At 51.2% G+C, this 23996-nt stretch carries 18 protein-coding genes, 1 riboswitch and 1 other annotated feature; all 18 genes read left to right on the top strand.

Going from position 1 to position 23996, the window contains the following annotated elements:
- Window positions 1–107: 107 nt before the first annotated feature.
- The 18 genes from aspS to thrS all read left to right on the top strand — a co-directional run bounded on the left by aspS (window position 108) and on the right by thrS (window position 23904).
- Complete coding sequence (gene aspS, locus FN001_RS08940; RefSeq protein ID WP_142411584.1) at window positions 108–1439, top strand: aspartate--tRNA(Asn) ligase; 1332 nt, start codon at window positions 108–110, stop codon at window positions 1437–1439.
- A 38-nt stretch (window positions 1440–1477) separates the two neighbouring features.
- The gene (gene gatC, locus FN001_RS08935; protein WP_118298020.1) at window positions 1478–1771 is read left to right on the top strand and encodes an Asp-tRNA(Asn)/Glu-tRNA(Gln) amidotransferase subunit GatC; all 294 of its coding nucleotides are present in this window, start codon (window positions 1478–1480) and stop codon (window positions 1769–1771) included.
- A 12-nt stretch (window positions 1772–1783) separates the two neighbouring features.
- Window positions 1784–3259 carry an Asp-tRNA(Asn)/Glu-tRNA(Gln) amidotransferase subunit GatA gene (gene gatA, locus FN001_RS08930; protein ID WP_142411583.1) on the top strand — a complete coding sequence of 492 codons (1476 nt, stop codon included), beginning with the start codon at window positions 1784–1786 and terminating at the stop codon, window positions 3257–3259.
- Window positions 3256–4689: an Asp-tRNA(Asn)/Glu-tRNA(Gln) amidotransferase subunit GatB gene (gatB, locus tag FN001_RS08925; protein WP_185911882.1), complete on the top strand. Its 1434-nt coding sequence runs from the start codon at window positions 3256–3258 to the stop codon at window positions 4687–4689. Before gatA ends, gatB begins: the two co-directional genes overlap by 4 nt.
- Before the next feature lie 231 nt (window positions 4690–4920).
- Window positions 4921–5376 (top strand): IS200/IS605 family transposase, encoded by a 456-nt coding sequence (tnpA, locus tag FN001_RS08920; RefSeq protein WP_142410635.1) that lies wholly within the window; start codon window positions 4921–4923, stop codon window positions 5374–5376.
- A gap of 548 nt (window positions 5377–5924) precedes the next feature.
- The gene (gene plsX / locus FN001_RS08915; protein ID WP_142411582.1) at window positions 5925–6932 is read left to right on the top strand and encodes a phosphate acyltransferase PlsX; all 1008 of its coding nucleotides are present in this window, start codon (window positions 5925–5927) and stop codon (window positions 6930–6932) included.
- Window positions 6933–7085: 153 nt separating this feature from the next.
- Window positions 7086–7316, top strand: a complete 231-nt coding sequence (gene acpP / locus FN001_RS08910) for an acyl carrier protein (protein WP_015554516.1) — start codon at window positions 7086–7088, stop codon at window positions 7314–7316.
- A gap of 69 nt (window positions 7317–7385) precedes the next feature.
- Window positions 7386–8066, top strand: a complete 681-nt coding sequence (gene rnc / locus FN001_RS08905) for a ribonuclease III (protein WP_142411581.1) — start codon at window positions 7386–7388, stop codon at window positions 8064–8066.
- A gap of 55 nt (window positions 8067–8121) precedes the next feature.
- Window positions 8122–11679, top strand: coding sequence for a chromosome segregation protein SMC (gene smc, locus FN001_RS08900; RefSeq protein WP_142411580.1), 3558 nt, complete (start codon window positions 8122–8124; stop codon window positions 11677–11679).
- 13 nt (window positions 11680–11692) lie between these two features.
- Window positions 11693–12628 (top strand): signal recognition particle-docking protein FtsY, encoded by a 936-nt coding sequence (gene ftsY / locus FN001_RS08895; protein WP_118321069.1) that lies wholly within the window; start codon window positions 11693–11695, stop codon window positions 12626–12628.
- Window positions 12629–12748: 120 nt separating this feature from the next.
- A complete protein-coding gene (gene ilvA, locus FN001_RS08890; protein WP_486463498.1) occupies window positions 12749–13981 on the top strand; it encodes a threonine ammonia-lyase in 1233 nt (410 codons plus the stop codon).
- 133 nt (window positions 13982–14114) lie between these two features.
- Window positions 14115–15365, top strand: coding sequence for a chloride channel protein (locus FN001_RS08885; RefSeq protein ID WP_142411579.1), 1251 nt, complete (start codon window positions 14115–14117; stop codon window positions 15363–15365).
- A gap of 231 nt (window positions 15366–15596) precedes the next feature.
- Window positions 15597–15807: riboswitch (cobalamin riboswitch) on the top strand.
- Between the two features lie 55 nt (window positions 15808–15862).
- Window positions 15863–16888 carry a sirohydrochlorin cobaltochelatase gene (locus FN001_RS08880; RefSeq protein WP_142411578.1) on the top strand — a complete coding sequence of 342 codons (1026 nt, stop codon included), beginning with the start codon at window positions 15863–15865 and terminating at the stop codon, window positions 16886–16888.
- 150 nt (window positions 16889–17038) lie between these two features.
- Window positions 17039–17977 carry a hypothetical protein gene (locus tag FN001_RS08875; RefSeq protein ID WP_142411577.1) on the top strand — a complete coding sequence of 313 codons (939 nt, stop codon included), beginning with the start codon at window positions 17039–17041 and terminating at the stop codon, window positions 17975–17977.
- A 50-nt stretch (window positions 17978–18027) separates the two neighbouring features.
- Window positions 18028–19266: an ABC transporter substrate-binding protein gene (locus FN001_RS08870; RefSeq protein ID WP_486463497.1), complete on the top strand. Its 1239-nt coding sequence runs from the start codon at window positions 18028–18030 to the stop codon at window positions 19264–19266.
- 186 nt (window positions 19267–19452) lie between these two features.
- Entirely contained in the window at window positions 19453–20463 is a 1011-nt protein-coding gene (locus FN001_RS08865; RefSeq protein ID WP_118533029.1) for a FecCD family ABC transporter permease, read from the top strand.
- Between the two features lie 70 nt (window positions 20464–20533).
- The gene (locus FN001_RS08860; protein WP_142411576.1) at window positions 20534–21673 is read left to right on the top strand and encodes an ABC transporter ATP-binding protein; all 1140 of its coding nucleotides are present in this window, start codon (window positions 20534–20536) and stop codon (window positions 21671–21673) included.
- 4 nt (window positions 21674–21677) lie between these two features.
- Window positions 21678–21876: a binding site (T-box leader), on the top strand.
- A gap of 87 nt (window positions 21877–21963) precedes the next feature.
- Entirely contained in the window at window positions 21964–23904 is a 1941-nt protein-coding gene (gene thrS, locus FN001_RS08855; RefSeq protein WP_142411575.1) for a threonine--tRNA ligase, read from the top strand.
- The last annotated feature ends 92 nt before the right edge of the window (window positions 23905–23996 follow it).

The raw sequence follows: 23996 nt of genomic DNA, 5'->3' as shown, positions 1-23996 counted from the left end.
ATAAAAAGATCCCGTCCCGGAGAATGATAAGAGCAAAATTCTCCGGGGCGGGATTTTTGCTTACTCTGAAAGCCTCAATTACCCCACAAAACGAGGAGGAACCGATTATGGAGTTTGTAACAGGATTAAAAGACAGCAAAGTAAAAACTCTTGAAGAACTGGAAAGAGAAGAGTCCGTTGGTACCGAAGTTACCGCAGAAGGAATGGTACACAGCATCCGCGATATGGGAGAGATCTCCTTCGTGATCTTAAGAAGCCGGGAAGGTCTTTTACAGACCGTAGTCCAGGACGGGATCGGAAGTGAGACGCTCAAAGAGATCCGTGAAGGACAGGCGGTTCGCGTGACAGGAACCGTATTCAGGGAAGAGCGTGCACCGCATGGGATCGAGATCCACCTTGCGGACGCAGAAATCCTCTCAAAACCGGAAGAGCCGATGCCGATCGCGATCGACAAATGGAAACTTCCGACATCGCTGGAAGCGAACTTAAACCGCCGTGCCATTGCCCTCAGAAATGTCCGTGAGCGTGCAAAATTCAGGATCCAGGAAGGCATCTGCCGCGGCTTCCGTGAATTTATGACAAGCCAGGGATTCACCGAGATCCATACCCCGAAGATCGGTGCAAAATCCGCAGAGGGCGGCGCAAACCTCTTTAAGCTCCAGTATTTCCACAGACCGGCAGTTCTGGCACAGAGCCCGCAGTTCTACAAACAGATGATGGTCGGCGTTTTCGACAGAGTCTTTGAAACTGGTCCGGTGTTCCGTGCGGAGAAACACAACACAAAGAGACATTTAAACGAGTACACGAGTCTTGACTTTGAGATGGGATTCATCGACAGCTTCATGGACATCTGCAGAATGGAGACAGCGATGCTCCAGTATGTGGTAGAACTTCTGAAGAAAGATTACGCGAAAGAGATTGCACTTTTAAAGATCGAACTTCCGAACGTGGAAAAGATCCCGTATGTCCGCTTTGATGAGGCGAAGCGCCTGATCGCTGAGAAGTATGACAGACAGATCAGAAGCCCGCACGATCTGGAGCCGGAGGAAGAGGCACTGATCGGTGAGTACTTCAAAGAAGAGTACGGTGCAGATTTCGTGTTCGTTACCCATTATCCGTCAAAGAAACGTCCGTTCTATGCGATGGATGATCCGGAAAACAAAGAATTTACCCTGAGTTTTGACCTCTTATTCCGTGGCCTTGAGATCACGACGGGCGGCCAGAGGATCCACGATTATGAGACACTTTTAAAGAAGATCGAGGAGAAAGGCATGGATACAGAGGGAATGGAAGATTACCTCGACTGCTTCAAATACGGAATGCCGCCGCACGGCGGTCTCGGGATTGGACTTGAGCGTCTGACCATGAAGATGATCGGCGAGGACAACGTCCGTGAGGCGTGCCTGTTCCCGAGAGATATGACAAGATTAAAACCGTGATGGAAAAAACGCAGACCATTCAGGAAGGACGGATAATTATGGCAGAGATGATCAACGATAAGACCATGGATGAGATCGAGATCCTGGCAAAACTTCATCTGACGGATGAAGAAAAAGAGAAATCAAGAAACGATCTTCAGCAGATGCTGGACTATGTGGACATGTTAAATAAGCTGGATACCTCCGATGTGGAGCCGCTGACCCATATCTTCCCGATCAAAAATGTGTTCCGTGAGGACGTTGTCCTGGAGAGCACCCCGAGGGAAGAGCTGATGAAAAATGCACCGAAGGAAAAGGACGGACAGTTCCTTGTTCCGAAGACGATCGGTTAGGAGGAGACGGATATGAAGATACTGGAACTTTCCGCCACAGAGCTGGCAAAAAAGATAAAAGCAGGCGAGATCACTTCCGAGGAAGCCGCGAAAGCGTCCCTGGAACAGATCGCGAAGGAAGATCAGAAGATCCGCGCATACCTCATCGTGGATGAGGAGAAGGTCCTGGCACGGGCGAGAGAAGTGGATGCGGGGATCCGCGCAGGAAAATATACAGGGCCGCTTGCAGGTGTCCCGATCGCAGTGAAAGACAATATCTGTACAAAGGGAATGAAGACGACATGTGCGTCAAAGATCCTGGAAAACTTCGTCCCGTTCTATGACGCAACGGCAGTCACCCGGATCACGGATGCCGGAATGGTGATCCTCGGAAAGACAAACATGGACGAGTTCGCGATGGGAAGTACGACAGAGACGTCTGCATTTCAGGTTACGAGAAACCCGTGGGATCCGGAACACGTTCCGGGCGGTTCGTCCGGCGGCTCCTGTGCGGCGGTCGCTGCGGGTGAGTGCTTTGCGGCGCTCGGCTCTGATACCGGCGGATCCATCCGCCAGCCGAGTTCCTACTGCGGCGTCACGGGGATCAAGCCGACATACGGAACCGTCTCCCGTTTCGGTCTCGTCGCTTATGCGTCTTCTCTCGACCAGATCGGACCGGTCGGAAAGAATGCGGCCGATTGTGCAGCGCTTCTTGAGACGATCACAAGCCATGATGAGAAGGACAGCACTTCCATGGAGCGGGAGGATACGGATTTCACTTCGGCGATCGGAAAAGATGTCCGCGGCATGAAGATCGGGATCCCGAAAGAGTACCTGTCCGACGGTCTTGACGCAGATGTGCGGGAAGCGGTGGAACAGTGTGCGGCTTACCTGAAAGAATGCGGGGCGGAGGTCGAATACTTTGATCTCGGTCTCATGGAATATACGATTCCGGCCTACTATGTCATTGCGGCCGCGGAGGCAAGCTCCAACTTAGAGCGCTTTGACGGCGTCAAGTACGGCTACCGGGCAAAGGACTACGAGGGACTTCATGACATGTACAAGAAGTCAAGATCCGAGGGCTTCGGACCGGAGGTCAAGAGAAGGATCATGCTCGGTTCCTTCGTCTTAAGCTCCGGATATTATGACGCATATTATCTGAAAGCTCTGAAGGTGCGTGCACTGATCAAAAAAGCCTTTGATGAAGCATTTGCGAAGTATGACATCATTTTAGGACCGGCAGCTCCGACGGCGGCTCCGAAGATCGGAACCTCCCTGAGCGATCCGATGAAGATGTACCTGAGCGATATCTATACGGTTGCTGTCAACCTTGCGGGTCTTCCGGGACTCACCGTTCCATGCAGTGTAAACGAAAAAGGACTCCCGATCGGCGTCCAGCTTCTCGGCGACTGCTTCAGGGAAAAGACATTATTTGCAGCGGCATCCGCCATCGAACATGTCCGCGGTGAATGGACACTTCCGTTTGCCAGAAAGGAGACCTTATCATGAAACAGTATGAAACAGTCATCGGTCTTGAGGTCCATGTAGAACTTGCCACAAAGACAAAAATCTTCTGCGGATGCAAAACAGATTTCGGCGCTGCGCCGAACACACATGTGTGCCCGATCTGTACAGGTATGCCGGGATCTCTTCCTATATTAAATAAGCAGGTTGTGGAGTTCGCACTCCGCGCCGGACTTGCGTTAAACTGTGAGATCAACCAGTTCTGTAAATTTGACCGGAAAAACTATTTTTACCCGGATAACCCGCAAAACTATCAGATTTCCCAGCTGTATCTGCCGATCTGCCATGACGGTTACGTGGAGCTTGAGACGGCAGCGGGAACAAAGCGGATCGGGATCCATGAGATCCACATGGAGGAGGATGCCGGAAAACTGGTCCATGACGAGTGGACCGACAGTTCCTTAGTCGATTACAACCGAAGCGGCGTGCCGTTAATTGAGATCGTGTCGGAGCCGGATATGAGAAGTGCCGACGAGGTCATCCAGTATCTGGAGCATCTTCAGTCCACGATGCAGTATCTCGGTGTTTCCGACTGCCGTCTCCAGGAAGGTTCCATGCGTGCCGACGTAAACCTTTCTGTCCGTGAGGTGGGAAATCCGGTATTTGGAACGAGAACCGAGATGAAGAACTTAAACTCCTTCAAGGCGATCGCCCATGCTATCGAGGGAGAGCGGGAACGCCAGATCGAGCTTCTCGAGGACGGCCGTGCCGTCATTCAGGAGACGAGACGCTGGGATGACAACAAGGAATCTTCCCACGCGATGCGTTCCAAGGAAGATGCAAAGGATTACCGTTACTTCCCGGATCCGGATCTTCCGCCGATCGATATCTCCGATGCCTGGATCGCCTCGATCCGCAAGGCACAGCCGGAGTTAAAGAAGGCGAAATCGAAGAGATATCAGTCGGAGTACGGTCTGAGTGCCTATGACGCCGATATCCTGACTGCCGATAAGGCGCTTGCAGAGCTCTTTGAGAACACGATCAAAGCCGGAGCAGCTCCGAAAAAAGCGGCAAACTGGCTGACCGGGGAGACACTCCGTCTCTTAAAGGAGAAGGAGATGGAGGCATCAAAGATCGTCTTTTCCGCAGAGCATCTGGCAGCACTGATCGAACTCCTTGAAAAGAGCGTGATCAATAACCAGACTGCGAAAGAGGTGTTCGCCGCGATGTTCGAGTCCGACGTGGATCCGTCTGCCTATGTGGAGGAACACGGGCTGAAGATGGAGAGCGACTCCGGTCTTCTCGAGGAGACCGTGAAAAAGATCCTGGACGCAAACCCGAAAGCGGTCGGAGAGCTAAAGGAAGGAAAAGATAAAGTCATCGGATTCCTCATGGGACAGGTCATGAAGGAGATGAAAGGAAAAGCGAACCCGGCGCAGGTGAGCGAGATGATCCGAAAACTTGTGCAGGGATAATAAAAGAAGCCATGACAGCTGGCCGGAGCTCCGGTGCAGCTGCCATGGCCCTTTTTGTTATGGACTTTAGTCTGTTGAGCCCATTGGAGTTTTTCGCTGATCCGAAAAATGGAGATGGGCGAAACAATAAACCACCCGCTATGCGGGTGCGCGTCGATTGTTATACAAAAAATTACCTTTCCGTTTACAATAAAGTTGTTCAGGCTATATTGCAGAAAGGAAAGGTAATTTATGGCGAAGAAAGAAAATTCACTCGCACATACGAAATGGATGTGCAAATATCATATCGTCTTCACACCTAAGTATAGACGAAAAGTAATCTATTATCAATACAGAGAAGACATTAGAGACATTATAAAACAATTATGCAGTTATAAAGGCGTACAAATCATCGAAGGTCATGTGATGTCGGACCATGTCCATATACTAGTAAGTATTCCACCGAAAATGAGTGTATCTTCATTCATGGGATATTTAAAAGGGAAGAGTGCGTTAATGATGTTCGACAAGCACGCAAATTTAAAGTATAAATTTGGTAATCGTCATTTCTGGTCAGAAGGTTATTATGTTAGTACAGTAGGACTAAATGAAGCCACAATCAAGAAATATATTCAAGATCAGGAAAAGCATGATATTGCAATGGATAAATTAAGTGTAAAAGAATATGAAGACCCTTTCAAGGGTTGAGGCTAAGTAGTATCAACACCCCTTAAGGGGTAGCGACGAGTCAAGAGCAATATGGCTTGAACGGAGCTGTGGGAAGACTGCGTAAGCAGGATTCCCATAGCTGAAAGAGAAAGCCAGCGCCTTGAGACGCTGGCCTAGTAACGGTGGGCTTATAGCCCTAGTGCAAACCACCCTTTTGAAGGGTGGTGGTGACTTCATTCCGGAGCGGTGCAGCCGCAGCAAGCCTGTTTCTTCTATATATAATGTACTTGTTGCCGGAATGTATGAGTTTTCCGGTGCTTTGCATTCTGAATCGTCAAAATTTGCAGCCGCAGCGGTATTGCAGGGGACTTCCCGTTCGGAAAAACCTGACTGCGAAAAATGTTAAAAAAGGAACATATTCTGTTCACGAAAAAAGTATTGATTTTATGAATGGTATTTAGTATATTAGTTACTATAAAAGTCCCTGAGAGCAGCCGTATCATTTTGCGGTGTTCGATGGGATGATCCGCGTATTGGGAATATTTAGAAAAACTTCCCGCCGCGGGCAGGAATTGGAGAGAAAATACATGATAAAAATTGCAGTAGATGCCATGGGCGGAGACAACGCCCCTGGAGAGATCGTAAAGGGTACCGTTGACGCGGTCACAGAGCGAAATGACATTACGGTCTGTCTGACAGGACAGAAAGATGTCATCGAAAAAGAGCTCTCGAAATATACCTATAAAAAAGAGCAGATCGAGATCGTTGACGCCCCGGAAGTGATCGAGACGGGAGAACCGCCGGTCAATGCGATCCGTAAGAAAAAGAATTCTTCCCTTGTAGTCGGTCTGAACCTCGTGAAAAACGGCGAGGCTGACGGCTTTGTATCTGCGGGAAGCTCAGGAGCCGTCCTCGTAGGCGGCCAGGTCATCGTCGGCCGCGTCAAAGGCGTAGAGCGCCCGCCGCTCGCACCGCTGATCCCGACGGAAAAGGGAGTTTCCCTTCTGATCGACTGTGGAGCAAACGTTGACGCGAGACCGTCCCACCTGGTACAGTTCGCCCAGATGGGTTCCCTCTATATGAAATATGTGATGGGAATCGAAAATCCGAGAGTGGCGATCGTCAATATCGGTCTGGAGGAGGAGAAGGGAAATGCTCTCGTGAAAGAGACCTTCCCGCTCTTAAAAGAATGTAAAAATATCAACTTTATCGGAAGTATCGAAGCCCGTGAGATCCCGCACGGCGGCGCGGATGTGATCGTCTGCGAGGCCTTTGTCGGAAACGTGATCTTAAAGCTCTATGAGGGCGTCGGCGCAACGATGATGACAATGGTGAAGAAAGGCCTGATGAGCAATTTAAGAAGCAAGATCGGAGCTCTTCTGATCAAACCGGCGTTAAAATCCACGCTGAAGAGCTTTGATGCGAGCCAGTACGGCGGCGCACCGCTCCTGGGCTTAAAGGGACTCGTTGTGAAGACTCACGGAAGTTCCAAGGCAAAAGAAGTAAAGAATTCGATTATCCAGTGCATCTCATTCAAGGAGAATGAGATCTCGGATAAGATCCGGGAATGCCTTGCACCGGAAGAAACTGCATAGACAGGTTGAAAAACACCAATATGCGGCAGTTCACATCGCCGCATAAAATTACATCAGAAGACAACCGGCAACAGTCCGGATGCAAAAATTAAATATATGGAACGGCACAGTTTTGTGTCTCCGTAAAAAGCAAAATAAGAGAGGATGGAAATTATGGAGTTCGAAAAATTACAGCAGATCATCGCAGAGGTTCTCAACATTGACCCGGAGGAGATCACAATGAATACAACATTCGTTGACGATCTCGGCGCGGATTCTCTGGATGTATTCCAGATCATCATGGGAATCGAAGAAGAGTTTGACATCGAGATCCCGACTGAGGAAGCTGAGAAGATCGCGAGTGTCGGCGATGCTGTTGAGGCGATCAAAAACGCATTAAATTAGTAGCAGGAAAAGGTGTCTCCGCAAAGGGACACCTTCTTTGCGATACATGGCAGAAGAAAGGCAAATCGAATGAAAGAAAAACTCGAAAAACTTCAGGAAGTGATCGGCTACCGGTTCAAAGATACGGGACTTCTGACTCACGCCCTGACACACAGTTCCTACGCGAACGAAAAACACTGGGATAAGACGCGCTGCAATGAGCGCCTGGAATTTCTGGGCGATGCCGTGCTCGAGGTGATCTCCAGTGATTTTCTGTTTCATACTTATGAGTCCATGCCGGAGGGCGAGATGACAAAACTCCGTGCCAGTCTTGTCTGTGAGCCGACGCTCGCTTACTGCGCGGAAGTGATCCCGTTAGGTGATTATCTGCTGCTCGGAAAGGGCGAGGACCTGACCGGAGGAAGAAAACGTCCGTCTGTTGTCTCCGATGCGATGGAGGCGGTGATCGGTGCGATCTATCTGGATGGTGGTCTTGCTAATGCAAAAGAGTTTATCCATAAATTTATTTTAAATGATATCGAACATAAGCAGCTCTTTTACGATAGCAAAACTATCCTGCAGGAAATGGTTCAGGCAAAGTACAAAGAAACACTTGTCTATGAACTGATAAAGGAAGAGGGACCGGATCACAACAAGTCCTTCGAGGTGTGCGTAAAGATCGGCGATGAGGAGATCGGCAGAGGTCTGGGACGCACGAAAAAAGCGGCCGAGCAGGTTGCCGCTTACCACGGGATCTGCAGGATCAAATAAGATCGGGACCCGTGAGGACCGGAATGGTCACATTATAGAAATAGGAAAATAACGCATGTATTTAAAGAGTATCGAAGTACAGGGATTCAAATCCTTTGCAAATAAGATCGTATTTGAATTCCACAACGGAATCACCGGCATCGTTGGTCCGAACGGAAGTGGAAAGAGCAATGTTGCCGACGCGGTCCGCTGGGTGCTCGGTGAGCAGAAGGTAAAGCAGCTCAGAAGTGCGTCCATGCAGGACGTGATCTTCTCCGGCACAGAGACAAGAAAACCCCAGGGATTTGCCTATGTGGCGATCACCCTGGACAATTCCGACCACCAGCTTGCCATCGATTACGATGAAGTGACGGTCTCCAGGCGGATCTACCGCTCCGGTGAGAGTGAGTACCTCTTAAACGGAAGCGCCTGCAGGCTGAAGGATATCAATGAGCTTTTTTATGATACCGGTATCGGTAAGGAAGGCTACTCCATCATCGGGCAGGGACAGATCGATAAGATCTTAAGCGGACGCCCGGAAGACCGCAGAGAGCTTTTTGATGAGGCGGCCGGGATCGTAAAGTTTAAGCGCAGAAAGGCGATCGCCCAGAAAAAACTCGAGGATGAGAAGCAGAATCTCGTCCGCGTATCGGATATCCTGAGCGAACTTGAAAAGCAGGTGGGACCTCTTGCAAAACAGGCGGAGACGGCGAAAGAGTATTTAAGACTCCGGGAAGAGCTGAAGCGTTTCGATGTGAACCTCTTCCTCGCAGACCTGAAAGCGATCGAGGATCAGAAACGGGAACTCGCACAGAAAGAGAACACCGTAAACGGCGATATGGAAGATTCCAAAGCCGCTGCCGAAGCTTTGAAAGAGGAATATGACCGGATCTCCGAGGCGGTCCGTCTGCTGGACGAAAAGATCACGGAAAAGCAGAATGCCGAAAATGAGGCGAAACTGTCCGCAGGAAACCTGGAAGGACAGATCGATGTCATAAAGGAGCAGATCCGCACAGAGGAACTGAATGCGGAGCACATCAAAAACAGGACGGCTGCCATCGATGAGGAGCTGGCGGCCAAAGAGAAAGAACAGGGATCGATCAGGCAGGAGAGAGAGGCTCTCGGGACCAGGATCCGGGAAGTGTTAGAACGACTTTCCGATGCGGAGAACACCGTAAACACTTCCGGCAGCCGCGTTGACAGTCTCGAACAGTCCATCGAAGAGTTAAAGAGTGCAAAGATCGAAGCACTGAATGAAAAATCAGAACTCTCTGTAAAGAAGCAGAAGGATGTCACCACGCTGGAGCAGGTCCAGGTCCGCAGATCTGAGGTAGCCCAGAAACTCTTAAAAGTAAAGAGTGATGAGGAAAACTGGGATAACCAGATCTCAGAGCAGAACGAGCGTCTGACTGCCATCGATGCGGAGATCGAAAAACTCCTCTCCCAGGCGGAATCCCTGGAGGAAGAGGTGAAGGCGGCGAACGAAGAGATCCGCCGTTTAAACAGAAACTTAAGCCACACGGAACAGGATTACCATACGGCCCACACAAAACTGGAATCCTTAAGGAACCTTGCGGAGCGTTATGATGGATATGGAAACAGCATCAAGCGTGTCATGGAAGTCAGGGACCGTGTGAGAGGGATCCACGGCGTTGTGGCTGATCTGATCGATGTTCCGAAAGAATATGAGATCGCCATCGAGACAGCGCTCGGCGGATCGATCCAGAACATCGTCACAGATTCCGAGCAGACAGCAAAAGTCCTGATCGAACACCTGAAAAAGAACAAGTTCGGTCGTGCGACCTTCCTGCCGTTATCCGCGATCTCATCCGGGGATGGATTTAAGACGCCAGGCGCGCTAAAAGAACCGGGAGCGATCGGGATCGCTGCAGATCTTGTCCGCGTGCGTCCGGAATATCAGGCACTTGCCAGATATCTCCTCGGCCGCGTCCTCGTGGTGGATCACATCGACAATGCGATCGCCATCGCGAGAAAATACCGGCACTCCATCCGGATCGTAACGCCGGAGGGCGATCTCTTAAATCCGGGCGGTTCCATGAGCGGCGGTGCCTTTAGAAACTCCAGCAATCTTCTCGGAAGAAAGAGAGAGATGGAGGAGTTGGAGGAGGCATGTAAACGCGCGCTGACGACCGTCGATAAGATCCAGGCGGAGACCGTGTTCCAGGAAGGCATATTCCAGGAAAAGAGCGGGGAGCTGGAGTCGGTAAAGAGTGCTCTCCAGGAAAAATATCTGGAAGAGAATACGACAAAGATCGCGTTAAAACAGCTGGAAGGAAAGAAAGAAGAACTCTATGAATCCTCCGCGGACATGAACCTGGAAAACCGTCAGCTGGAAGAACAGATCCATGAACTCCGCGCAAGTCTCGCCGCGATCGCGAAAGAGATGGAGCGGCTGGAACAGGAAAACACGGAGCGGGAGACAAAGATCGGGACGGATTCCACCGCGTTGGAACAGGCAAAGGCCGACCGGGATACTGCATCTGCGGCGCTCTCCGAAGTCCAGCTGGAAGCAGCAAACTTAAAGCAGCAGGATTCCTTCCTCGACCAGAACATCCATCGTCTCGAAGACGAAAAAGAGCGGCTGCTCTCCGAAAGAATGTCTCTGCATGACGGACACACGGACAGTAAGCATGAGGTGGAAAAACGTCTGGCACAGATCGAAGAACTGAAGGAAAAGATCAAAGATGCCGGAAAGGATGCGGAAACGTACCGTCAGGAGATGGCTGCTGCCCAGGAAGAAAAAGCCGCGAAAAACGAGGCACAGAAAGGCTTCTTCGAAAAGCGGGAAGCGCTCTCTGCGAGAATCTCCGATCTCGATAAGGAGCTGATCCGTCTTCAGAACCAGAACGACAAGCTTGCGGAACGCCAGGATTCCCAGGTGGACTATATGTGGAATGAATATGGTCTCACCTTCTCAACAGCGGAGCTTCTCCGGGATGAGACCCTGACGAATGCGGCGGATATGAAACGCCAGATCGCTGAACGGAAGAATGCAATCCGCGGACTCGGAAATGTCAATGTCAATGCGATCGAGGATTATAAAGAGATCTCTGAGCGTTACGAGTTCATGAAGACCCAGCATGATGACCTTGTCGCGGCACAGGATGCCCTCTATAAGATCATCGAAGAGCTGGATATCGGAATGCGAAAGCAGTTTACAGAAAAATTTGCCCTGATCCGGGCGGAGTTTGACAAGGTATTCCGGGAACTCTTCGGAGGTGGACACGGAAGCCTTGAGCTGATCGAGGACGAAGATATCCTGGAGGCGGGGATCCAGATCATCTCCCAGCCGCCGGGAAAGAAACTTCAGAACATGATGCAGATGTCCGGCGGTGAAAAGGCACTGACGGCGATCGCCCTGCTCTTTGCGATCCAGAACTTAAAACCGTCCCCGTTCTGTCTCCTTGATGAGATCGAGGCGGCGCTTGACGATTCCAACGTCGACCGCTATGCGAAATATCTGCACAAACTGACAAAACATACCCAGTTTATCGTCATCACCCACCGAAGAGGCACGATGCTCGCGGCTGACCGGCTCTACGGAATCACGATGCAGGAGAAAGGCGTATCCACGCTTGTCTCCGTAAACCTGATCGAAAACGATCTGAAATAATTGGAGGATTCATATGGAAGAGAAGAAAAAGGGCTTTTTTTCGCGCCTTGTGGAAGGTCTCACGAAGACCAGAGAAAACATTGTATCCGGAATGGATTCCATCTTTTCCGGCTTCTCCGCGATTGATGATGATTTCTACGAGGAGCTTGAGGAGACTCTGATCATGGGAGATATGGGAATCCAGACAACCATGGCGGTTATTGAAGACCTGAAAAAGACCGTAAAAGAGCAGCATATCAAAGAACCGGAGAAATGCCGGGAGGCGCTGATCGCCAGCATCCGTGCAAAGATGGATCTTGGCGAGAATGCGTATGAGTTTGAAAACAGGAAATCCGTTGTCCTCGTCATCGGTGTCAACGGAGTCGGAAAGACGACGTCCATCGGAAAGCTTGCAGACCAGTTAAAGGCAGAGGGAAAGAAGGTTGTTCTTGCGGCGGCTGATACCTTCCGTGCCGCAGCGATCGACCAGTTGGCAGAGTGGGCAAACCGTGCCGGCGTGGAGCTGATTGCCCAGAAAGAGGGATCCGATCCGGCTGCCGTGATCTACGACGCGATCTCCGCGACAAAATCGAGAAACGCAGACGTCCTGATCTGCGATACCGCGGGAAGACTCCATAACAAGAAAAACCTCATGGAGGAGTTAAAAAAGATCAACCGCATCATCGATAAGGAGTACCCGGAAGCTTACCGTGAGACACTCGTTGTTCTCGACGGAACGACAGGACAGAACGCTCTGGTCCAGGCCCGCCAGTTCATGGAAGCTGCCGACATTACGGGCATCATCCTCACAAAGCTTGACGGTACTGCAAAGGGCGGCATCGCGGTTGCAATCCAGTCGGAACTCGGGATCCCGGTCAAATATGTCGGTGTCGGGGAGAAGATCGACGACCTTCAGAAATTTAATTCCGAAGACTTCGTAAACGCATTGTTTGCGAAACAGCCGGAATGACCGATGCATTTCAGGCAGAAAACAGCCAGATAAATGCCAGTATAGCAGACAACTATGGGAAAGACAGAAAAATGTTCCATCGATGAGATCGATCAGGAATGAATATGAAGGAGAATACAAATGGAAATGCAGGAACTTTCACTCGAAAAATTTGAAGAAGCATCTGAGATCGTAAAAAAGGTCACTCAGGAGACAAAACTGATCTACAGTGAATATTTTTCTGAGCGCTACGGGAACAAGATCTACTTTAAACCGGAAAACATGCAGCGTACCGGTGCATACAAAGTGCGCGGCGCTTATTATAAGATCAGCCAGCTCTCACCGGAAGAGCGTTCCCGCGGTCTGATTACCGCATCTGCCGGAAACCATGCCCAGGGCGTTGCCTATGCCGCAAAACTTGCCGGTGTGAAAGCAACCGTCGTTATGCCGGTGACAACACCGCTCATCAAGGTAAACCGCACAAAATCCTACGGTGCCGACGTTGTCCTCTACGGAAATGTCTTCGATGAGGCATGTGCCCATGCATACGAGCTTGCAGACGAGCACGGATATACCTTCGTTCACCCGTTCAATGATCTGGAAGTTGCGACCGGCCAGGGCAGCATTGCGATGGAGATCATCAAAGAACTCCCGACTGTGGATTACATTCTCGTTCCGGTAGGCGGAGGCGGACTCTGTACAGGCGTCTCCACACTCGCAAAACTCTTAAATCCGAAGATCAAGGTCATCGCTGTTGAGCCGACAGGAGCTGCCTGCTTAAAGGCATCCTTAGAGGCCGGAGAGGTAACCACCGTCTCCAAGATCAACACGATCGCGGACGGTACCGCTGTCCAGACGCCGGGCGACAAGCTCTTCCCGTATCTTCAGGCAAACGTGGATCAGGTCATCACAGTGGACGATTCCGAACTGACTCTTTCTTTCCTCGATATGGCAGAGAATCATAAGATGATCGTCGAGAACTCCGGTCTTTTGACCGTTGCGGCTTTAAAGCATCTTGACTTCAAAGGCAAAAAAGTCGTATCCGTTTTAAGTGGCGGAAACATGGATGTCTTAACGATGGCGACAGTTGTCCAGAACGGACTGATGCAGAGAGACCGTATCTTCACGGTAAGCGTGATGCTTCCGGATAAGCCTGGCCAGCTGGCAGCTGTTTCTGCACTGATCGCAAAAGAGCAGGGCAACGTGATCAAGCTCGAGCACAACGTATTCGCAAATGTAAACCGCACAGCGGGTGTGGAACTTACGATCACATTAGAGTCCTTCGGAACTGAGCACAAGGACCAGATCATCAAGGCTCTGGAAACAGCAGGCTACTGCCCGGTAATCTCCAAGCCTTCCGGAATTTATATGTAATGATCCCAGGGATTCTCCCGCCTCTGCGGGAGGTGTGATGAACGGACCGCCGGTCATGGAACGCGGTCAGGCATATATCAATTTGTCAAACTTCGTGAAATGCCCGACGGTCTGCTGAATAAGGGGAAAATGTATGTACAGAAGCGAAACTCATACTGCTCTCAGCAAGAATATCCTGTATTTTCTCCGCTGGACCGCGATCTCTATTGTAATGGGAACCGTCTGCGGTCTCATCGGGACCGTTTTCGGATACGGGGTCATCTACGCTCAGCGGCTGTTTAAAACTTACAGCTTTATGCTGTATCTCATGCCCGTGGCAGGTGTTCTGATCGTCCTTCTTCACCAGATGTTCCACGAGATCGGTAACCGCGGGACGAACCTGATCCTGGAGTCGATCTCATCCAACGAGAAGATCCATATGACGACCCTGCCGTGTATCTTTGTCTCCACGATCTTAAGCCAGGCGGTCGGCGCGTCTGCCGGCAAAGAGGGAGCTGCCTTACAGATCGGCGGCTGCATCGGAAATTATCTCGGGGATCTCTTCCATATGGATGAGAGGGACAAAAAAGTCATGATCATGAGCGGCATGAGCGGCTGTTTCGGGGCGATCTTCGGGACGCCTCTGGCTGCCGCCATGTTCGGAATCGAGGTCATCAGCATCGGTGTCGCTTATTACGCGGCTCTCGTGCCGTGCGTCTTTGCCTCCTTCATCGGTGCCCAGATTTCCGGTGCGCTCGGACTTCACGGGGAAGCGTTCCAGATCATCCATGTTCCGGAATTTTCCCTTGTACCGGCGCTCTACACCGTCGGACTCGGACTGGCCTGTGCGCTTTTAAGCGTCTGCTTCTGCATCCTGCTCCATGAGACCCAGCATCTCTACAAGAAAAAGATCGACAACGTTTATCTGCGCATTCTTGTGGCAGCAGTCCTTTCCATCGGACTCGCGCTGGTGTTCGGCAGGGATTACTGCGGAGCCGGATTTAATCTTGTGGAACAGGCGGTGGAAGGAGATGCCGGATACCTGGCGTTCTTCTTCAAGATGGTCTTCACGGCGGTGGCCCTCGGCGGCGGCTTTAAGGGCGGAGAGATCGTTCCCACACTGGCAGTGGGATCCACATTCGGGTGCACGTTCGGACTGCTCACAGGCTTTGAACCGTCCCTGTGTGCGGCAGCAGGCATGCTCGCCACCTTCGTCGGCGTCACAAACTGCCCGATCGCGACCATGTTCCTCGGCTTCGAGCTCTTCGGCTTTGAGGCGATGCCGTATTTTGCGGTTGCCGTTGCCATCAGCTTCACACTGTCGGGATATTACGGGCTTTACAGCAGCCAGAAGTTCACATATTCAAAGACAAAGACCGAGTTCATCAACCGGAAAGCCCACTGATCAAGGTCCGGTTCCGGGGATTCAGTTAGAAAAAATGATCAAAAGCAATCGGATATTTCGGAAAATATTTGCAGAACCCGATGACCGGGGATTTTCAGATCGGAAATCCCGCAGGGTATCCATTGATCGGGACCGGATGTGAATATTGTCGGGATATCCGGTTGCTTTTTTACTGCCAAGGTGTTATGATAAACGATACAGGTCTATTTACATGCGGTGCTGTCACAGACCGCCGGAGGATGGTTGTACGATATCCCAAACGGCGATCTCTGAGAGTTAAAAGGGAAACAGGTCAGACGCCTGTGCGAGCCCGTCACTGTAGATCCGGAGTGCATGAATATTGTCCGTGTTATGCGGACAGTCACTGGCGAAACCTGCCGGGAAGGCGTTTCATGCATGATGATGGATGAGCCAGGAAACCTGCCGGATGTCCGTTTGGAGGGGAAAAACCAGCCGGGGACCTTAAAAAATCATTTTTCAAGCGAGGAGAAGAGTAAATGAGAAAAGCAAACATCTACGCCGTTATGACAGCGGCAGCCGTATCCATGGCGATCCTTTCCGGATGCTCCGGAAGCCAGACAGCAGCGACAACAGCTGCGGAGACCACAACCGTTGCAGAGACAACAGCTGAGGAGACTACAGCCGCAGAGACAGCAGCTGCAGAAGAGGACGAGGAAAACTACAATACAGGAGACGCTTCCATGGATAACACAAGAAATCAGGATGAGATCGGCGAGAAAGAACTTCTTGTTGTGAGCTTTGGTACAAGCTACAATGACAGCAGAAGACTGACAGTCGGCGCGATCGAGAATGCGATCGAAAAAGCATTCCCGGATTACTCCGTAAGAAGAGGTTTCACAAGCCAGATCATCATTGACCATGTAAAGAAGAGAGACAATGTTTCAATCGATAACGTGACAGAGGCTTTAAACCGTGCCGTTGACAACGGTGTCAAGACTCTCGTTGTACAGCCGACCCACCTTATGAACGGTCTTGAGTACACAGATCTTGTAAACGAGTTAGCTGATAATTCCGACGCTTTCGAGCAGGTTGCTGTCGGTGAGCCGCTCTTAACTTCTGATGATGACTTCAAGGCAGTGATCTCCGCGATCACAGACGCAACAAAAGAGTACGATGACGGTGAGACCGCGATCTGCTTCATGGGTCACGGCACAGAGGCTGATTCCAACGCCGTTTACCAGAAAATGCAGGATATGTTAAAGGAAGAGGGCTTTGACAACTACTATGTAGGTACCGTTGAGGCAACTCCGTCCTGTGAAGATGTCATCAATCAGGTAAAAGAAGGTTCCTACAAGAAAGTTGTTCTTGAGCCGCTTATGATCGTAGCCGGTGACCACGCAAACAACGATATGGCCGGTGACGACGATGACTCCTGGAAGAGCCAGTTTGAGGCTGCAGGCTATGAGGTAACCTGCCTTGTAAGAGGTCTTGGTGAGCTTGAGCCGATCCAGCAGCTCTTCGTACAGCATGCCCAGGCTGCAGTGGACAGTCTCGCAAAATAAGAATGTTTAGATATGGGCGGTCGAGGATTCGGCCGCCTTTTTATATAACCGGGAGGTGCACTTGCGGGAAACTCCAGCCTGCGAAAGGAACTTCAGGAAACCGTACAGGATGCCCCGATGATTTCCGGTTACAAAAGGAGAGAAAACTTTATGCGTAAATTAAAACAATTTTCATTAGCACTCGCAGTTGCCTGCGCTCTGTCCACAGCCTGCGGACAGTCCGGGTCGACAGAAACGACAGCTGCTTCTGCAGAGACCACGGCGGAGACAACAGCGGAAACTGCTTCGGCCGATGAGACAAAGGCAGCCGTTGCATCCGGCGAGGAGACTGCCGCAGAACAGACACTTGACACGACGGGACTCGTCCCGGTATCTGCAGAGGATCTGAAAGAGGGAACCTACGAGATTTCCGTGGAGTCCAGCTCTTCCATGTTTAAGATCACATCCTGTACGCTGACAGTCAAAGACGGCGCCATGACCGCGAAAATGACGATGGGCGGGACCGGATACCTGTATGTCTATATGGGAACCGGAGAGGAGGCTGCAAAGACCGCGGAGACAGACCGGATTCCTTTCGAGGAGAATTCTGACGGAACACACAGCTTTACTGTTCCGGTCAAGGCCTTAAATGAGGTGCTTCCGTGCGCTGCATTCAGCAAGAAAAAAGAGAAATGGTATGACAGGGAGCTTGTCTTTGAGGCATCCGGGATCCCTGCAGACGCGCTTCTCAATTCTTCCTTAAAAACCGTCCAGGATCTCTCCCTTGCGGATGGAACTTACACCGCGGAAGTCTCCCTGAGCGGCGGATCCGGACGTGCATCCGTGGAATCTCCGGCTGTGATCGAGATCAAAGACGGAAAAGCGGAGGCGACGATCATCTGGAGCAGCTCCAATTATGACTATGTGCGGGTAGAGGAAGAGAAATTCCTCCCGGTCAATACAGAGGGAAACTCCACATTTGTGATCCCGGTAGCTGGATTTGACAGCCCGCTTACGATCTTTGCGGATACAACTGCCATGAGCACGCCTCATGAGATCGAGTATACGCTGACCTTTGATTCAAGTACCCTGGCGGAGCAGAAACAGTAAATATGAAAAGAAGACAAATTGATCCCAGGAAGCAGAAAAGAAGGACGCGGGTGCGTTATACACTTTTTAGACCTGTTCTGGCTGCGGCAATCCTCATGACTGCTGCGTTTGCCTGCTCCGGCTGTTCGAAAAAAACGGAATCCGGGACAGCTGCGCCGTCTACAGGGGAAAACCGCACGACCGCTTCCGTGGATGGCAGTGAGGAAAATCTTCAGGCTCAGCAAAACAAAGATCTGCCGGTTCTTAACTGGGAGGAGATGTCCCCGACAGGATCCATGGAACTTCTCTACGCCGACCAGTTTTCAGCAGACTACTATGAGGACGGCATCGCCCTCATCACCATCGGGGATGCGGATCAGTTTCTCCTGCTGCCGGAAGGTGTGTCCGCGCCTGACGGACTTCCGGCTTCGATTACGGTCCTTCAGAAACCGGTAAAAAATATCTATCTTGTGGCGACCTCCGCCATGGATGATTTTATCCGCCTGGATGCCCTGGATTCCATTGCACTTTCCGGGACAAAGGAGACCGGATGGTACCTTCCGGAGGCGAAAACTGCGATGGAAGAGGGAAGGATCGCCTATGCAGGAAAGTACAGCGCGCCGGATTACGAAACGATCGTAAGCAGTTCCTGTGAGCTTGCAGTGGAATCCACGATGATCTACCACACCCCGGAGGTCAAGGAACAGCTGGAACGCCTCGGGATCCCGGTCCTCGTGGAGCGGTCCAGCTATGAGAGCCATCCGCTCGGGAGAATGGAGTGGATCCGCCTCTATGGTCTTCTGACGGGAAAAGAGGAGGAGGCCGATCAGATCTTTCAGGAAAATATGAATGCTCTGTCGGATGTCCTCGCCATGAAACCGTCCGGAAAGACAGCTGCATTTTTCTATGTGACAAATTCCGGAAGCGTCAATGTCCGGAAGAACGGGGATTATATCGCGAAGATGATCGATATCGCCGGAGGAACGTATGTGCCGGAAAATGCCGGGACCGGTGAGAATGCGCTTTCCACGATGAACATGGATTTTGAGTCTTTCTATGCCGCCGCAAAAGACGCGGATGTCCTGATCTACAACAGTACGATCGACGGGGAACTTACCACGATCGACGAACTGTGTGCAAAAAATCAGCTCTTTGCGGATTTCAAGGCAGTGAAAGAGGACAATGTCTGGTGTACCGGGAAAAACATGTTCCAGGAGACCATGGGGCTCGGGGACATGATCCGGGACATGAATGCAGTGTTCTCCGGAAACCGGGAGTATGCGTTCACGTATCTGCACCAGCTGAAATAAAAAACAACGTAACTGTTCAGTACCCTCACAGTTACGAGCAAAAATCCATTCCAAATCGGCTTCGCTGATGGGATTTTTGCCTTCAAGCCTGTGCTTTATTACGGTCAGCGCAGCAAGTGCGCTGACCTATTGAATAGTTACAAAACAGCTTAAAAACCGCGGTCGATGAAAGGAGACATGGAAGCTATGGAAGTTCAGACAAAGCGGATCATCCGCGCCTATCTGCTCCTGATCGTGCTGCTCGGAGGACTCGGCTTTTTGAGCCTGGCGGTCGGCAGCGTGCGGGTATCGGCAGCAGATCTCCTCGCGGCCCTGACGGCGAAAGAGGGGACCGATATGGTCCGGCATATCCTCTTTGATATCCGGCTTCCGAGAATGCTCGCTGCCCTGACCCTCGGCGGAGCACTCTCCGTATCCGGTTTTCTCTTACAGACATTTTTCTCAAATCCGATCGCAGGACCTTTTGTCCTCGGGATCTCGTCCGGAGCAAAGCTTGTCGTATCGGTCTTTATGGTCGTGTTCCTCGGACAGGGACTGATCATGAATTCCTGGACCATGATCCTTGCGGCATTTCTCGGCGCCATGGTGTCCATGGGCTTTGTCCTGACGGTCTCAAAAAAGATCCCTCAGATGTCCATGTTGGTGGTCAGCGGCATTATGATCGGCTATATCTGTTCTGCGGCCACGGATTTTATCGTGACGTTCGCGGATGATTCGAATATCGTAAATCTCCACAACTGGTCCATGGGAAGCTTTTCCGGGATCTCGATGGATGGGGTGAAGATCAGCTCCCTTGTAGTCACAGCGGCGTTTCTTGGTTCCATGCTGCTCTCAAAAGCCATGGGAGCTTACCAGCTGGGAGAAGTCTACGCGAGAAACATGGGAGTCAATATCAGACGGTTCCGGATCGAACTGATCCTTTTGTCCAGCATCCTCTCAGCCACAGTGACTGCGTTTGCCGGTCCGGTCTCATTCGTCGGGATCGCGGTGCCCCATGTGATCCGGCAGCTTTTTAAGACCGCGAAGCCGATCGTTGTGATTCCGGGATGTTTCCTCGGCGGGGCTGTTTTCTGCCTGTTCAGCGATCTGCTGGCGAGGACATTATTCGCGCCTACGGAGCTCTCCATCAGTTCCGTGACCGCAGTGTTCGGAGCACCGGTGGTGATCGTGATGATGATAAAGAGAGCAAAGCGCTGATACCGGGAAAGTATGGAGCAGCTTGCAGACCACAGCTTATCAGCCTGTGAGCAGCATGAAAGGAGAACGTATGAAGACCTACCTGACAGCCGACTGCCTGACCGTCGGATACCGTGGAAAACCGATCATTTCCGATATTTCCATGAACATCCGCCGCGGCTCCATCGTCACGCTGATCGGACCGAACGGGGCCGGAAAGTCCACGATCTTAAAGAGTATCATCCGTGAGCTATCCCTTCTGGGCGGGAGCGTCTATCTGGACGGCAGGGGGATCGGGGAATATTCCGACCATGAGTTTGCGAAAAAGACTGCCGTGGTCATGACCGGGCGGCCGGATCCGGAGCTCATGACGTGTTTTGATGTGGCCGCTGCCGGGCGGTATCCGTATACCGGCCGGTTCGGGATCCTGTCCGGGGAAGATAAGAAAAAAGTCCGGGACGCCCTTTCCATGGTGCAGTGCGAAGACCTTGCGGACGTCCTGTTCCGGAACACGAGTGATGGACAGAAGCAGCGCGTTCTTCTGGCTCGCGCCATCTGCCAGGAACCGGAACTCCTGGTCCTCGATGAGCCGACCTCCTTTCTTGATATCCGGCATAAACTCGAGCTCCTTGATATTTTGAAACGGCTGGTTCACGAAAGAAATATGGCAATCCTCATGTCGCTCCACGAGCTGGACCTTGCGGAGCGGATCTCCGATTACGTGCTCTGTGCGGAACACGGGACGATCGGAAGAGCAGGAACCCCGAAGGAAGTGTTTGAAAAGGAGTATATCGCGAACCTCTACGGGATCCGGCACGGGAGCTATCTGACTTCGCTTGGATTTCCGGAGCTTCCGCGGACAGACGGAACTCCGAAGGTGTTTGTCATCGGCGGGATGGGGAGCGGGATCCCTGTGTACCACGCCTTAAACAGAGCCGGGATCGCGTTTGCAGCCGGGGTCATCCATGAAAATGATGTGGAGTACCAGACGGCGATGGCGCTGGCGGCAGAGGTGGTCTCCGAGATCCCGTTTGAGCCGGTGGGAGAGCAGGCGTATCTTCAGGCAGAAAAACTTCTGGATTCCTGCGAAGCTGTTCTCTGCCCGCTCACAGTCTTCGGGACCATGAATAGCAGGAACCGCGAGCTTTGGCGGTCTGCGAAGGAACTCGGAAAATTACGGCAAATAAATCTTGACAAATCTGATTCCGGTGATATACTGATTTACAAGTGAAAAAAATAACACGTTGACAGGAAGAGTAAGTTCGGAAAATGCTCAGAGAGGGATATGTTTGGTGAGAATATCCTGCACGGAACGAACCGAAGACCGCCCTGGAGTGTCCCTTAATCGGGAACGGTGATTCCGTTATCATCAAATGAAGTGGTATAGATTTTCTATACAAGCAGGGTGGAACCACGGGTAATCTCGTCCCTTGACTGTATTTCGTGTACAGTCAAGGGACTTTTTTTTTCGCGAAACGGAAAACAGCATAAAATTTTTCCACAAGAAAGAGGAGAATGACCATGAAAGTAACATTAAAAGATGGCTCTTTTAAAGAGTACGCACAGCCGATGGCTGTCATCGACATCGCAAAAGATATCAGCGAAGGCCTTGCAAGAATGGCCTGTGTCGCAGAGCTCGACGGAGAAGTAAAGGATCTGCGCACGATCGTTGACAAGGACTGCACATTAAATATCTTCACAGCAAAGGATCCGGAAGGTCTTGCAGCACTCCGCCACACAGCAAGCCATGTGATGGCTCAGGCGATCAAGAGACTCTGGCCGGAGACAAAGCTTGCGATCGGTCCGTCCATCGCTGACGGTTTCTACTACGATATCGACCGCGATGAGCCGGTAACATCCGATGACCTCGCAAAGATCGAAGCTGAGATGAAGAAGATCATCAAAGAAGCTCTTCCGTTAGAGCGCTTCGAGCTTCCGAGAGCACAGGCGATCGAATTCATGAAAGAAAAGAATGAGCCGTACAAAGTAGAGCTCATCGAGGATCTTCCGGAAGATGCGATCATCAGCTTCTACAAACAGGGCGAGTTCACAGACCTCTGTGCAGGCCCGCACCTCATGAACACAAAGGAAGTCGGCAAGGCATTCAAGCTCATGAACATCGCCGGTGCTTACTGGCGCGGAAGCGAAAAGAACAAGATGCTCACACGTATCTATGCGACAGCTTTCGCAAAGAAAGAAGACCTGGAAGCTTACGTTACCATGATGGAAGAGGCGAAGAAGCGTGACCACAGAAAGCTCGGCAAAGAGCTCGGTCTCTTCATGATGAGCGATGCAGGTCCTGGATTCCCGTTCTTCCTTCCGAAGGGAATGATCTTAAAGAATACACTGCTTGATTACTGGCGCGAGATCCATAAAAAAGCAGGTTATGTAGAGATCTCCACACCGATCATCTTAAACAGAAGCCTCTGGGAGACATCCGGTCACTGGGATCACTATAAGAATAACATGTATACAACTGTGATCGACGGCGAAGATTACGCGATCAAACCGATGAACTGCCCGGGCGGCGTTCTTGTTTACGCTTCCGAGCCGCGTTCCTACCGTGACCTTCCGCTCCGTATGGGCGAGCTTGGTATCGTTCACCGTCATGAGAAATCCGGTCAGCTTCACGGTCTTATGCGTGTACGCTGCTTCACACAGGATGATGCCCATATCTTCATGACTCCGGAGCAGATCCGCGACGAGATCAAGAATGTAGCAGGCCTCATCAACCAGGTATATTCCCTGTTCGGCTTCAAGTACCATGTAGAGCTCTCCACAAGACCGGAAGACTCCATGGGAAGCGACGAGGACTGGGAGCTCGCAACAAGCTCCTTACAGGGCGCTCTTGATGATCTCGGACTCGACTATGTGATCAACGAAGGCGACGGCGCATTCTACGGTCCGAAGATCGACTTCCATCTGGTAGATGCGATCGGCAGAACATGGCAGTGCGGTACGATCCAGCTTGACTTCCAGCTTCCGCAGCGTTTCGAACTTGAGTACATCGGAGCTGACGGTGAGAAGCACAGACCGATCATGATCCACCGTGTATGCTTCGGTTCCATCGAGCGTTTCATCGGTATCCTGATCGAGCACTTTGCAGGCGCATTCCCGACATGGCTTGCACCTGTTCAGGTCAAGGTTCTTCCGATCTCCGAGAAATACGAGGAGTACGCAAAATCCGTCAAGGCAGCTCTTGACGCAGCGGATATCCGCTCCGAGATAGATCTCCGTTCCGAGAAGATCGGATACAAGATCCGTGAGGCACAGGGTCAGAAGATCCCGTACATGTTAGTTGTCGGACAGAAAGAGCAGGCAGACGGAACCGTATCCGTAAGAAGCCGCTTCAAAGGCGATGAGGGTGCAGAGGATCTGAATGTATTTATCGCAAATATCAAGGCTGAGATCACAGCACGCATCAACCGTCCGGTTGAAGTAAAGAAAGAAGAAGAGAAATAATCTCGATCCAGAGATAAATTGCAGGCCGGTCTTCGGAATTTTCCGTGGACCGGCTTTTTTCTGCTTTTTTGTCTGTCCGCTTGAACTTTTTT

Source organism: Clostridium sp. Marseille-P7770, from assembly GCF_902143525.1.
Lineage (GTDB): Bacteria > Bacillota > Clostridia > Lachnospirales > Lachnospiraceae > Pilosibacter.
Note: the sequence above shows the minus strand (reverse complement) of the source record. Positions and strands in the feature narration are given on the sequence as shown.